Origin of the sequence: Streptomyces sp. NBC_00289 (genome assembly GCF_041435115.1) — a bacterium.
Taxonomy (GTDB): Bacteria; Actinomycetota; Actinomycetes; order Streptomycetales; family Streptomycetaceae; genus Streptomyces.
In genome coordinates, this window is record NZ_CP108046.1 from 3315735 (window position 1) to 3328636 (window position 12902).

Below are 12902 nucleotides of genomic sequence, written 5' to 3' on the forward strand. Positions count from 1 at the left end.
ACGGTCCGCACGTCACCTGACGCCCATACGTGCTGCTCAGCCGCGCAGGTCCACCAGCAGGGGCGGCGCGTGCTCCCCCGTCACGTCGGTCAGCGACAGCACCGCGTGGCCGGGCGGCACGGCGTGCGCGAGTTCGGACGCGGACCACCGCTCCCGCTCCACCTGCCGCACGGTCACCGCCCGCGCGGTCGGCGCCTTCCCGGTGATCACCCGCCGCAGCATGTGCACCGCCTTGCCGGCCGGGGTCTCGGCGATGATCTGCCGGTCGGTGACGTCCCGCGCCTCGATCCACTCCTTGCCCCAGACCTCGGCGAAGTCCTGTCCGTCCCAGGGGGTGAGCCCGGCCAGCGCCATCCGGCATCCGATGGAGCCGAGCAGCGGCCCGCGCAGCGGACGCGGTACGTCGTCGAGGGTGCGCAGGGTCAGGACCACACCGGCGTTGCCGGACCGCAGCCGCTGGATGCCCCGTACGGCCTCGGGCGTCACGACCCCGGTGGCGTCGTCGAAGACCAGGCAGGCGAACAGCGACCGGTCCTCCCGCACCGCGACGCTCGCCGTGAACTGCGCCAGCACCAGCCGCGCCAGCATCCGCGAGGCGTCGGCGTGCCCGCGCTGGGGCAGGTCGATCCGTACCCGCACCGGATGGTCGAGCGCCGTCAGGGAGAAGGGCCGCGACTGTCCGGAGGTGTCGAAGAACCCGGCGAAGGCCGGCCGGTCGAGCAGCGCGACGCGGTCCGCGAGCACGCTTCCCGCATCCCCCGGGTGGCCCAGCTGCCGTTCCCGGGCGTCCAGTTCCCGCAGCAGCGACTCCTGTCCCGAGCCCTCGAGTGCCGTCCGGAGCGCGGTGAGCGCGCCGGGGGCGCCGTCCAGGAGCTGCCGCAGTTCCGGTACGGAGGGGAAGCGTCCGTGGACCGCCCGGAAGGGGCCGAGCAGCTGGGCGAGGACGGTCGTGGACCGGCGGGTGTCGCCGCCCTGGTGCGGTTCGGCGAGGTCCCCGACCAGCGCCTCGGCCAGCACGGCCGCCGCCTCGTCGGGGTCGGTGGCCCCGCCGTACAGGTCGAGGTCGTAGACGGATTCCGGATTCCCGATCCGTACGACGACGTCGAACGCGTCGGCCGGGCCGAGCCCCGCGCCGGCCGCGCCGACCACGACGACCGCGGCCCGCCCGGCGAGCGCGTGCAGGCACAGCGACTCGGCGAGCGGCCACACGACGGCGCCGGTCTTGCCGGAGCCGGCCGGTCCGACCGCGAGCAGGGAGGTGCCGAGCAGCTCGGGTCCGAGGCCGAGGCCGGTGCCGCGGAAGGCGTACGGGTTGCGGGGGTCGTCGGCCGTGGTGCCGAGCCTGACCTGGCCGGTGACCAGGTCGTGCCGGGCGAGCCGGGCCGGCAGGTCGCGCTCCCCGGAGGGGTGCAGACAGGCGGCGGAGCCCTCCGTGAGCACGGCACCGGTGAAGGCGGCGAGGCTGTGCCGGCCGCTGCGCACGCCCTGCCAGGCGCGGGTGATCCGGGCCTGGTCGACGTCCCGCATCAGCCCGGCCCGGGCCTCCGCGGCGAGCCGCTCGGCGGCGTCGGACGCTCCCGCGGCGCGCAGCTCGGGCCAGTCGGCGGGGTCCTGGCCGGGGGTGGACCGGTGCTCGGGCGCGGGTGCGGCAGGGCTCCAGGCGGGCGGTCCGTAGCGCCGCCAGACCTCGCCCCAGCGGCCGAGGCGGCCCACCACGAGCATGATCGCGAGGGCGATCAGCGTGTAGTAGCCGTACCAGAGGACGGCGTTGCCGACGCGGTCGTTGCTGCGGCGCCAGGAGTCCGGGGTGAACAGCTCCAGCGGCACCACCCACCAGCCGCCGAGGTAGCCGTTCCACAGCAGGGACCAGATCAGCCAGCCCACCAGGAAGGCGATCACGGCTCCGCTGAGCAGCTGACGGCCGGGGATCCGTTCCGGCTCCTCCTCGGGGCGGGGCGTGTGCCCGAACCGCCACACGCCCGGCGCCGCCTCCGGCCGGGGTGTCCGCAGCCAGGTCAGGAACGCCGACCCGTCCGGCCGGGGCGGCATGCCCGGGGCGCCCGCCGGCCGCGGTGGCGCCGCCGGGACCTCGGGTGGCCCCGCCGGACGCGGCACCGGGTTCGCATGCGTGCCCCGTGCGTCGTGCGTCCCGTCGCTGTCCATCGACCCTGCCCCCTGACCAGCCGTTCCGTTCGCCATCAGCGAGTCAATCTAACTCCCTCGCAAGGGGAGTTCACCGCTTACGTGGCCGGGTGGTCCGTGATGCGCGACAGTGCCTGTATGTCCACCACGGACAACCGGGCGCGCCGACAGCGCCCACATGGAGCATGCCCACCCCCGCGGCCCCGCCCTAACCTGCGAGAAGAGAGGGCCCTCGGCCCGCCGGGCGCAGACCGGACCGGACGCGTCGCCTCGCCCACGTCACCGTCAGATCACGTCAGCAAGATCACCAGGAGCCCCTCATGACCGCACTTCCGCAGGAGCGCCGCGTCGTCACCGCCATCCCCGGCCCGAAGTCGCAGGAGCTGCAGGCCCGCCGTACCGCCGCGGTCGCGGCCGGTGTGGGCTCCGTGCTGCCCGTGTTCACCGCCCGCGCGGGCGGCGGCATCATCGAGGACGTCGACGGCAACCGCCTCATCGACTTCGGCTCCGGCATCGCGGTGACCTCGGTGGGCGCCTCCGCCGAGGCGGTCGTACGCCGTGCCACGGCGCAGCTCGCCGACTTCACCCACACCTGTTTCATGGTCACGCCGTACGAGGGGTACGTCGAGGTCGCCGAGGCGCTCGCCGAGCTGACGCCGGGCGACCACGCCAAGAAGAGCGCCCTGTTCAACTCGGGCGCCGAGGCCGTCGAGAACGCCGTCAAGATCGCCCGTGCGTACACCAAGCGCCAGGCGGTCGTCGTCTTCGACCACGGCTACCACGGCCGGACGAACCTGACGATGGCGCTGACCGCGAAGAACATGCCGTACAAGAACGGCTTCGGCCCGTTCGCGCCCGAGGTCTACCGGGTGCCGGTCGCCTACGGCTACCGCTGGCTGACCGGTCCGGAGAACGCCGGCGCCGAGGCGTCCGCGCAGGCCATCGACATGATCAACAAGCAGATCGGCGCGGACAACGTCGCCGCGATCATCATCGAGCCGGTGCTCGGCGAGGGCGGCTTCATCGAGCCTGCCATGGGCTTCCTGCCCGCGATCCGCCAGTTCGCCGCCGACCACGGCATCGTCTTCGTCGCGGACGAGATCCAGTCCGGCTTCTGCCGCACCGGCCAGTGGTTCGCCTGCGAGGACGAGGGCATCGTCCCCGACCTGATCACGACGGCCAAGGGCATCGCGGGCGGCCTCCCGCTGGCCGCCGTCACCGGCCGTGCCGAGATCATGGACGCCGCGCACGCGGGCGGCCTGGGCGGCACCTACGGCGGCAACCCGGTCGCCTGCGCCGGCGCGCTCGGCTCGATCGAGACCATGAAGGAGCTCGACCTCAACGCCCGGGCGAAGAACATCGAGGCGATCATGAAGTCCCGCCTCGCCGCGATGGCGGAGAAGTTCGACATCATCGGTGACGTCCGCGGCCGGGGCGCGATGATCGCCATCGAGCTGGTCAAGGACCGCGCCACCAAGGAGCCGAACCCGGAGGCGACCGGGGCGCTCGCCAAGGCCTGCCACCAGGAGGGCCTGTTGGTCCTGACCTGTGGCACCTACGGCAACGTGCTGCGCTTCCTGCCCCCGCTGGTGATCGGCGAGGACCTGCTGAACGAGGGCCTCGACATCATCGAGCAGGCGTTCTCGGCCGTCTGAGCCACGTCCGGGCCCGCGCGGCACCGCGCGGCGGAAAGACAGAGGGGACACGGGTGGGCCACAGACACACAGCTCAGCGGCCCCACCCGCCCCAGCCCCGTTCGCCGCGGCGCTCGCCGAGCCCGCGGGACGGGCGTCAGAGGGTGTGAAGAACGTGTGCGAGGTGCATGTCGGGAGTCGCTTCCGCCTGTCCTGAGCCCATCGCCTGACGTAGGTTCTCTTCCAGATGAGAGATACACCCCGCCCACAGGGGACTGTGGGCGACATCAGGACGGGGCCTCCCCAGCTTCGACCTGGTCGTGCCTTCGCGCACACAACCGGGGCCTCTGGCTCCGGGTCTCCTCACCGATCGGACAGTCGCCCGCCCCAAACCCCCCGGGGCGGCCGACCATCCGATCCGATCGGCCGCCCCGGAACCACCCCCCCTGTTCCGGGGCGGCCGGCCTTCCTCTCCTCTTCTCTCCTTCTCGGCCTTCCGGCCCTCTTCTTCGCGCTGATCACCTGGCAGGTCGTCGTCGACGGCCCACTTCTGCGGGTCGACCGGCGCCTCAGCCGTGTCCTGGTCCACCCGGACCGCGCCTCCGAACTCCTCGCCGAACTCGGCGGTGTCCAGATCGCGCTGCCGGTCCTCGCGGCGGTCCTGGTGTACGCGGCCCGGCGGGCACGCCGCAGTGGTACGGACCACTGGTGGCTGCCGGCCGCCTCGGCCGCCGTGGTCATGGCGCTGGTCCCCGCCCTGGTCGTGCCGCTGAAGGAACTGACCGCCCGCGGGGGTACCCCGGTCATGCCGCCCGGCACCGGCTACTACCCCTCCGGCCACACCGCGACGGCCGCCGTCGCCTACGGCTGTGCGACGCTGCTGCTCCTCCCGTTGCAGCGCACCGCCGCCGCCCGCCGCGCGCTGATCGCCGGCTGCGCGGCCGTCAACGCGGGCGTCGGCTTCGGCCTGGTCCGGCGCGGCTACCACTGGCCACTGGACGTCGTGGCCAGTTGGTGCCTCTGCACGGTGCTGATCGCTCTCCTGTGCCGCTTCCTCAGCCGAAGTAGCCGTCGAAGGTCCGCTGGAACTCCCCGTTCGCGAACCGGTCCCAGTTGACCGACCAGGTCATCAGGCCGCGCAGGGCGGGCCAGGTGCCGTGGGTGGCGTACGAGCCGCAGTTCGTCTTCTTCGTCAGGCAGTCCAGGGTCTTGGTGACCTCGGCCGGGGGGACGTACCCGTTGCCCGCGTTGGTGGAGGCCGGCATTCCGATCGCGACCTGGTCGGGGCGCAGCGGCGGGAAGACGTTGTTCGCGTCACCCGCCACCGGGAATCCGGTCAGCAGCATGTCGGTCATCGCGATGTGGAAGTCGGCGCCGCCCATGGAGTGGTACTGGTTGTCGAGGCCCATGATCGAGCCGGAGTTGTAGTCCTGGACGTGCAGCAGGGTCAGGTCGTCGCGCAGGGCGTGGACGACCGGCAGGTAGGCGCCCGCCCGCGGGTCCTGGCCGCCCCATTTGCCGGTGCCGTAGTACTGGTACCCGAGCTGGACGAAGAAGGTCTCCGGGGCCATGCTCAGGACGAACTTCGAGCCGTATCTGGCCTTCAGGGTCCTGAGGGCGGAGATCAGGTTGACGATCACCGGCGTCTTCGGGTTCTTGAAGTCCGTGTCGTCGGCGTTCAGTGACAGCGAGTGGCCCTCGAAGTCGATGTCCAGGCCGTCGAGCCCGTAGGTGTCGATGATCTTCGAGACCGAGGACACGAAGGTGTCGCGCGCCGCGGTGGTCGCCAGCTGCACCTGGCCGTTCTGGCCGCCGATGGAGATCAGCACCTTCTTGCCCGCCGCCTGCTTGGCCTTGACCGCCGCCTTGAAGTCGGCGTCGCTCTCCACGGTGGGGCACTCGGTGACCGGGCAGCGGGTGAAGCGGATGTCGCCGGAGGTGACCGAGGTCGGCTCGCCGAAGGCCAGGTCGATGACGTCCCAGCTGTCGGGGACGTCGGCCAGGCGGGTGTAGCCGGCACCGTTGGCGAAGCTCGCGTGGAGGTAGCCGACGAGGGCGTGGGCCGGCAGGTCGGTGGAGGGGCCGCCGGTCCCGGCGGTGGTCGTCGCGGTCACCGTCGCCGACCTGGCGGACTCGCCGGCGGCGTTCACCGCGGCGACCTGGAATCCGTACGCCGTCGACGGCGAGAGCCCGGTCACCGTGGCCGAAGTCCCGCTCACCGTCTGGTTCCTGACGCCGTCGCGGTACACGGCGTAGCCCGTCGCGCCGGTGACCGCCGACCAGGACAGGGCCACGCCGGAGGAGGTGACGGTGCCTGCCTTGAGACCTGTCGGAGCGGCGGGCGGCTGACCGGCGTCGACACCGGGACCGACGAGCGAGAGGTCGTCGGCGTGGTAGGCGCCGGTGCCGTACCAGCCGTGGGTGTAGATCGTGACCCTGGTGGTGGACGGGCCGGTGCGGAAGGTGGTGGTGAGCTGCTGCCACGCCGGGGCGGACTGGGTCCAGGTGGAGACGTCGGTGGTGCCGGTGCCGCTCGCGCCGAGGTAGACGTAGGAGCCGCGGACGTAACCGGACAGCGTGTACTGGGCGTCCGGCTTCACGGTCACCGTCTGTGCGCACTGGGCGTTGTCGCTGCCGGTCGGGGTCGCCTGCAGCGCCGAACCGCCACTGTGCACGGGTGAGCCGACCGTGGTACCCGCCGTGCAGGTCCAGCCGTCGAGGCCTGCCTCGAAGCCGCCGTTGCGGGCGAGGTCCGCGTCGGCCGCACGGGCGTCCGACGAGAGCGCGGTGATGCCGGGTACGGCCAGGAGCGTGGCCGTGAGCGTGGCGAGGACGGATCTGGTGCGATCCACAAGGGCCTCCGGACATGGGGGAATTGGAGGGTGGAGCGCGCCCAACTTGGTCCAGACCAATCCGGTTGTCAAGACCTCCGGCCCGCTAACTGCCCTCGTCGCCCGTCGGTCCCGCCGCCGCCTCGTGCATCGCCAGCTCCAGCAGCGCGGGGTCGGTGAGGGTGCCGGAGCCGTCGGGTGGCACCAGCCAGCGCACCCCGCCGGCCGAGCGGCCCGGGTAGGGCACGACGATCCAGGTGCCGGGCCCGGCCGTGCGGATGCCCGTGCCGAGCCAGCGGGCCGCGGTGCCGGGCGGTACGAGGAAGCCCATCCGGGCGTCGCCGAAGTCGGCCAGGACCGGTCCTGGCCGGTCGAGGATGCGGGTGAGGACGTCCAGCGTCGGGTAGCCGAGCGAACCCGGCAGGATCAGTACGTCCCAGGCCCTGCCGGCGGGCAGCAGCGCGACCCCGAGGGGATTGCGCTCCCATTCCCGCCGGCAGGCCCGGGGATCCGGTGCGACGGATGCGAGCCACTCGACCGCCGTCATCGCCGAAGTCATGAGGAGACCTCCCGGTTCCTTCGTGGACGCCAGTCGCGTCACAAGGGAGAGGGAGGTTCCCCGTCGGCATTACGCGGGTTCCGGCATCCCGTTGGAGTGAACCGGCACACACTCAGCTGTCGAAGCCGAGCCCCAGCCGGTCCATCGTCCGCAGCCACAGGTTGCGCCGGCCGCCGTGCGCGTCGGCGCGGGCCAGCGACCACTTGGTGAGGGCGATGCCGGTCCACGCGAAGGGTTCCGGCGGGAAGGGCAGGGGCTTTCTGCGGACCATCTCCAGCTCGGTGCGCTCCGTGCGCTCCCCCGCCAGCAGGTCCAGCATCACGTCCGCGCCGAACCGGGTGGCGCCCACTCCCAGACCGGTGTAGCCCGCCGCGTACGCGACCCTGCCCTGGTGCGCGGTGCCGTAGAACGCCGAGAACCGCGAGCAGGTGTCGATCGCGCCGCCCCAGGCGTGTGTGAAGCGGACCCCCTCCAGCTGCGGGAAGCAGGTGAAGAAGTGCCCGGCGAGCTTGGCGTACGTCTCCGGGCGGTCGTCGTGCTCGGCCCGTACCCGGCCGCCGTAGGGGTAGATCGCGTCGTAGCCGCCCCACAGGACGCGGTTGTCCGCGGACAGCCGGAAGTAGTGGAACTGGTTCGCCGAGTCACCGAGCCCCTGCCGGTTCTTCCAGCCGACGGACGCCAGCTGGTCGGCGGTGAGCGGTTCGGTCATCAGCGCGTAGTCGTAGACCGGGACCGTGTACGCCCGCACGCGCCTGACCAGGTTCGGGAAGATGTTCGTGCCGAGCGCGACCCGGCGGGCGCGGACCTGCCCGTACGGGGTGCGTACGGCCATCCCGGCGCCGTACGGCTTCAGGGACAGGGCGGGCGTGTGCTCGTGGATGCGGACACCGAGGCGCAGACAGGCGCGCTTGAGGCCCCAGACGAGCTTGGCCGGGTGGAGCATGGCCACGCCCCGGCGGTCGTGCAGGCCCGCCAGGAAGGTCGGCGAGTCGACCTGCTCACGGACCGCCTCCCGGTCGAGGAACTCGGCGCCGTCGGCGAGGCCGTGGCGTCGCGTCTCGGCGTACCAGTCGCGGAGTTCGGCCACCTGGTGCGGTTCGGTGGCGACGTCGATCTCGCCGGTGCGCTCGAAGTCGCAGTCCAGGGAGTGCCGGGCGACCGCCTGCTCGATCTCGTCGAGGTTGCGGGCGCCCAGCTCCTGGAGCTTGTGGATCTCGTCGGGCCAGCGGGTCAGGCCGTTGGCCAGGCCGTGGGTGAGGGACGCGGCGCAGAAGCCGCCGTTGCGGCCCGAGGCGGCCCAGCCCGCCTCGCGGCCCTCGATCAGCACCACGTCCCGCCGCGGATCGCGCTCCTTGGCGTTGAGGGCGGTCCACAGTCCGCTGTAACCGCCGCCGACGACGAGCAGGTCGCAGGTCTCGGTGCCGGTCAGGGCGGGCTCGGGGTGGGGTTTTCCGGGATCCTCCAGCCAGTACGGGACCGGCTGCGCGTCGGAGAGTGACGTGGTCCAACGGTTCATGGCGCCTGGGGCCATGATTTCAACTCCCTACAGGATGCGTGCGGTTATGCCTTTTGCCTGTTGCGGCGATTCCCGATGACCATCGAGGCCAGCACCAGCAGAACGGCGACGAGGAACATGGCCGTGCCGATGACGTTGATCTGCACGGGCGTTCCGCGCTGGGCCGAGCCCCAGACGAACATGGGGAAGGTGACGGTCGAGCCGGCGTTGAAGTTGGTGATGATGAAATCGTCGAAGGAGAGGGCGAAGGACAGCAACGCGCCTGCGGCGATTCCGGGGGCCGCGATGGGCAGGGTCACCCGGAGGAAGGTCTGGACGGGACTCGCGTACAGGTCCCGGGCCGCCTCCTCCAGGCGCGGGTCCATCGACATCACGCGCGCCTTGACGGCGACGACGACGAAGCTGAGGCAGAACATGATGTGGGCGATCAGGATCGTCCAGAAACCCAACTGGGCACCCAGGTTGAGGAACAGGGTGAGCAGTGAGGCCGCCATGACGACCTCGGGCATCGCCATCGGCAGGAAGATCAGCGAGTTCACGGTGCCCCGCGCGCGGAACCGGTAGCGGACCAGCGCGAAGGCGATCATGCTGCCGAGGACGGTCGCGCCGACCGTCGCCCAGACGGCGATCTGGAGGCTGATCGACAGCGAGCCGCACATGTCGGCGACGCCGCAGGGGTCCTTCCAGGCGTCCGTGGAGAACTGCTGCCACTGGTAGTTGAAGCGACCCTTCGGTTTGTTGAAGGAGAACACCGTGACGACGACGTTCGGCAGCAGGAGATATCCGAGTGTCAGCAGTCCCGCGATGACGACGAAATGACGCTTGAGCCAGTTGACGAGGGCCATTTAAACCAGATCCTCCGTCCCGGACTTGCGGATGTAGAAGGTGACCATGAGGAGAATCGCGGCCATGAGGATGAAGGAGAGGGCTGCCGCGGTCGGATAGTCCAGAATCCGCAGGAACTGGGTCTGGATGACGTTTCCGATCATGCGCGTGTCGGTCGAGCCGAGGAGTTCGGCGTTGACGTAGTCGCCGGCCGCCGGGATGAAGGTCAGCAGCGTGCCGGAGACCACGCCCGGCATCGACAGCGGGAAGGTGACCTTGCGGAAGACCGTGACCGGCCGCGCGTACAGGTCGCCCGCCGCCTCGTGCAGCCGGACGTCGATGCGCTCCAGCGAGCTGTAGAGCGGCAGCACCATGAACGGCAGGAAGTTGTACGTCAGACCGCAGATCACCGCCAGCGGTGTGGCCAGGACGCGGTCGCCGGAGGTCATGCCGAGCCAGCTGGTGACGTCCAGGACGTGCAGCGTGTTGAGGGCGCCGACGACCGGGCCGCCGTCCGCGAGGATCGTCTTCCAGGCGAGCGTGCGGATCAGGAAGCTGGTGAAGAACGGCGCGATCACCAGGATCATGATCAGGTTGCGCCAGCGGCCCGCGCGGAAGGCGATCAGGTACGCGAGCGGGTAGCCGAGGATCAGGCACAGGACCGTGGCCGAACCCGCGTAGAGCACCGAGCGCAGGAACTGCGGCCAGTAGTCGGACAGCGCGTTCCAGTAGGTCGCGAAGTGCCAGGTGACCTTGTAGCCCTCCTCCAGGGAGCCCGTCTGCACGGACGTGGAGGCCTGGTAGACCATCGGGAGCGCGAAGAAGACGACCAGCCACAGCAGGCCGGGCAGCAGCAGCCAGTACGGCACCAGGCGGCCGCGCTTGCGCGGGGGCTTCTTCTCCGGGGCGGTCGGGGAGAGAGGCGGGGGCGCCTCGGTGAGGGTCGACATCAGACCGCCTCTTCCGCCGTGTCGATGCCGGCGTCGATGTCCTGGGCCGCGTCCAGGCCGAAGGTGTGCGCGGGGTTCCAGTGCAGGACGACCTCTGCGCCGGGCACGAGCCGGGCGTCGCGGTCGATGTTCTGGGCGTAGACCTCGAACTCGGGGCAGACGGGACTGTCGATGACGTACTGCGTGGAGACGCCGATGAAACTGGAGTCGGCGATCCTGCCGGTGATCCGGTTGCGGCCGTCCGGGATCTCGCCCGCCTGGTCGGCGTGGGTGAGGGAGATCTTCTCCGGGCGGACGCCGACCAGCACCTTCCCGCCGGTCGTCGTCGGGGCGGAACAGCGCGCCTCGGGCAGTACGAGCTTGCCGCCGCCCGCCCTGAGCACGATGTCGTCGCCGGTCCTGGAGTCGACCTCGGCCTCGATCAGGTTCGAGGTGCCGAGGAAGTTGGCGACGAACGTGGTGTTCGGGTTCTCGTAGAGGTCGGCGGGCGAGCCGAGCTGTTCGACCCGGCCCGCGTTCATCACGGCGACCGTGTCGGCCATGGTCATGGCCTCCTCCTGGTCGTGCGTGACGTGCACGAAGGTGATGCCGACCTCGGTCTGGATCCGCTTGAGCTCCAGCTGCATCTGGCGGCGCAGCTTGAGGTCGAGGGCGCCGAGGGGCTCGTCGAGGAGGAGCACCCTGGGCGAGTTGATCAGGGCCCGGGCGACGGCCACGCGCTGCTGCTGGCCGCCGGAGAGCTGGTGCGGCTTCTTGCGCGCCTGCTCGCCGAGCTGCACCAGGTCCAGCATCTCCCCGACCTGCTTCTTCACCGACTTGATGCCGCGCCTGCGCAGACCGAAGGCGACGTTCTCGAAGATGTCGAGGTGGGGGAAGAGGGCGTAGGACTGGAAGACGGTGTTCACCGGGCGCCGGTACGGCGGCAGCGGGGTCACGTCCTGGTCGCCGAGGAAAACGGTGCCGGAGGAAGGTTCCTCCAGTCCCGCGATCATCCGCAGGGTGGTGGTCTTCCCGCAGCCGGAGGCGCCGAGCAGGGCGAAGAAGGAGCCCTGTGGAACGGTCAGGTCCAGCGGATGCACGGCGGTGAAGGAGCCGTAGTTCTTGCTGATGCCCGAGAGGCGGACGTCGCCGCCGTGGTCGGTCTTGTTCGTCGTCACGGTGGTCACGCCCCAGTCAGCTTCGCGAACTTTTCTTCGAACGCCGTCTCTTCCTTCGCGCTCAGTGAGCGGAAGGCACGGGACTTGGCGGCCATGGCCTTGTCGGGGATGATCAGCGGGTTGTTCGCCGCATCCTCGTCGATCTTCGCCAGCTCGGACTGCACACCGTCGACGGGACACACGTAGTTGATGTACGCGGCGAGCTCGGCGGCCGGCTTCGGCTCGTAGTAGTAGTCGATCAGCCGTTCGGCGTTCGTCTTGTGACGCGCCTTGTTGGGGATCAGCAGGTTGTCGGTCGACGTCATGTACCCGCTGTCCGGGATCAGGAAGTCGATGTCCGGGCTGTCCGCCTTCAGCTGTACGACGTCACCGGCCCAGGCGACGCACGCGGCGAAGTCGCCGCTGGTCAGGTCGGAGGTGTAGTCGTTGCCGGTGAAGCGGCGGATCTGCCCCTTGTCGACGGCCTTCTGCAGCCGGGCGATCGCCGCGTCGTAGTCGTCGGCGGTGAAGTTCGCCGGGTCCTTGCCCATGTCCAGCAGCGTCATGCCCATGCTGTCGCGCATCTCCGACAGGAAGCCCACCCGCCCCTTGAGCTTCGGGTTGTCGAGCAGGTCGGAGATCGACTTCACCTCGACGCCGTCGAGCGCCTTCTTGTTGTAGGCGATGACGGTCGAGATGCCCTGCCACACATAGGAGTAGGCACGGCCCGGATCCCAGTCCGGGTCGCGGAACTGCGCCGACAGGTTGGCGTAGGCGTGCGGGAGGTTCGACGAGTCGAGTTTCTGCACCCAGCCCAGCCGGATCAGGCGGGCGGCCAGCCAGTCGGTGAGGACGATGAGGTCGCGGCCGGTGTCCTGGCCCGCGGCGAGCTGCGGCTTGATCTTGCCGAAGAACTCGTTGTTGTCGTTGATGTCCTCGGTGTACTTGACCTTGATGCCGGTGCGTTCGGTGAAGGCGTCGAGCGTCGGGTGATGCTTGCCGCTGTCGTCGACGTCCATGTACTCGGTCCAGTTGGAGAAGTCGACGGTCTTCTCCGTGGCCGAGTGGTCGTCCGCGGAGACGCCGCCCTGTGTCTTGCCCGCCGCGGGGATGCCGCAGGCGCTCAGTGCCCCCAGTCCGCCGACCGTGAGCGCGCCTCCGGCGGAGGCGCGCAGCATCGAGCGGCGCGTCAGGGAGGCCCTGCCGTTGCGGAAGCTGCGCCGCATGGCGGACACCTGGGCCGGGGACAGGCGGTCGGGCTCGTACTGCTCCATGCGCTTGGTGCCCTTTCGGGAGATGTGCGGCCGCG

General features: G+C 70.6%; 10 protein-coding genes. 2 read left to right on the forward strand and 8 right to left on the reverse strand.

Features of this window, described 5'->3' with window-relative positions; genetic code table 11:
* Positions 1-36: 36 nt before the first annotated feature.
* A complete protein-coding gene (locus OG985_RS15095) occupies positions 37-2163 on the reverse strand; it encodes an ATP-binding protein (RefSeq protein WP_371668843.1) in 2127 nt (708 codons plus the stop codon).
* Positions 2164-2462: 299 nt separating this feature from the next.
* On the opposite strand from OG985_RS15095, the gene gabT reads away from it, so the two are divergent.
* Positions 2463-3797, forward strand: a complete 1335-nt coding sequence (gabT, locus tag OG985_RS15100) for a 4-aminobutyrate--2-oxoglutarate transaminase (RefSeq protein WP_371668844.1) — start codon at positions 2463-2465, stop codon at positions 3795-3797.
* 256 nt (positions 3798-4053) lie between these two features.
* Positions 4054-4893, forward strand: coding sequence for a phosphatase PAP2 family protein (locus OG985_RS15105; protein WP_371668845.1), 840 nt, complete (start codon positions 4054-4056; stop codon positions 4891-4893).
* Here OG985_RS15105 and OG985_RS15110 read toward each other — a convergent pair.
* From OG985_RS15110 to OG985_RS15140, 7 genes are all read right to left on the reverse strand, one after another.
* Positions 4832-6628, reverse strand: coding sequence for a chitinase (locus OG985_RS15110; RefSeq protein WP_371668846.1), 1797 nt, complete (start codon positions 6626-6628; stop codon positions 4832-4834). The genes OG985_RS15105 and OG985_RS15110 overlap by 62 nt on opposite strands.
* A gap of 85 nt (positions 6629-6713) precedes the next feature.
* Positions 6714-7166, reverse strand: a complete 453-nt coding sequence (locus tag OG985_RS15115) for a hypothetical protein (protein ID WP_371668847.1) — start codon at positions 7164-7166, stop codon at positions 6714-6716.
* A 112-nt stretch (positions 7167-7278) separates the two neighbouring features.
* Positions 7279-8697 carry an NAD(P)/FAD-dependent oxidoreductase gene (locus tag OG985_RS15120; RefSeq protein ID WP_371668848.1) on the reverse strand — a complete coding sequence of 473 codons (1419 nt, stop codon included), beginning with the start codon at positions 8695-8697 and terminating at the stop codon, positions 7279-7281.
* A 29-nt stretch (positions 8698-8726) separates the two neighbouring features.
* Complete coding sequence (locus OG985_RS15125; RefSeq protein WP_371668849.1) at positions 8727-9527, reverse strand: ABC transporter permease; 801 nt, start codon at positions 9525-9527, stop codon at positions 8727-8729.
* On the reverse strand, positions 9528-10457 hold the full coding sequence (locus tag OG985_RS15130; RefSeq protein WP_371668850.1) for an ABC transporter permease: 930 nt from the start codon (positions 10455-10457) through the stop codon (positions 9528-9530).
* Positions 10457-11623 (reverse strand): ABC transporter ATP-binding protein, encoded by a 1167-nt coding sequence (locus OG985_RS15135; protein WP_371668851.1) that lies wholly within the window; start codon positions 11621-11623, stop codon positions 10457-10459. Before OG985_RS15135 ends, OG985_RS15130 begins: the two co-directional genes overlap by 1 nt.
* Complete coding sequence (locus tag OG985_RS15140) at positions 11620-12867, reverse strand: spermidine/putrescine ABC transporter substrate-binding protein (RefSeq protein WP_371668852.1); 1248 nt, start codon at positions 12865-12867, stop codon at positions 11620-11622. Before OG985_RS15140 ends, OG985_RS15135 begins: the two co-directional genes overlap by 4 nt.
* Between the last annotated feature and the right edge of the window lie 35 nt (positions 12868-12902).

Excerpts from the sequence above, each read along its gene's own strand:
- OG985_RS15095 (WP_371668843.1), bottom strand. The coding sequence starts at position 2,163 with ATGGACAGCGACGGGACGCACGACGCACGGGGCACGCATGCGAACCCG.
- gabT (WP_371668844.1), top strand. The coding sequence starts at position 2,463 with ATGACCGCACTTCCGCAGGAGCGCCGCGTCGTCACCGCCATCCCCGGC.
- OG985_RS15115 (WP_371668847.1), bottom strand. The coding sequence starts at position 7,166 with ATGACTTCGGCGATGACGGCGGTCGAGTGGCTCGCATCCGTCGCACCG.
- OG985_RS15120 (WP_371668848.1), bottom strand. The coding sequence starts at position 8,697 with ATGGCCCCAGGCGCCATGAACCGTTGGACCACGTCACTCTCCGACGCG.
- OG985_RS15125 (WP_371668849.1), bottom strand. The coding sequence starts at position 9,527 with ATGGCCCTCGTCAACTGGCTCAAGCGTCATTTCGTCGTCATCGCGGGA.
- OG985_RS15130 (WP_371668850.1), bottom strand. The coding sequence starts at position 10,457 with ATGTCGACCCTCACCGAGGCGCCCCCGCCTCTCTCCCCGACCGCCCCG.
- OG985_RS15140 (WP_371668852.1), bottom strand. The coding sequence starts at position 12,867 with ATGGAGCAGTACGAGCCCGACCGCCTGTCCCCGGCCCAGGTGTCCGCC.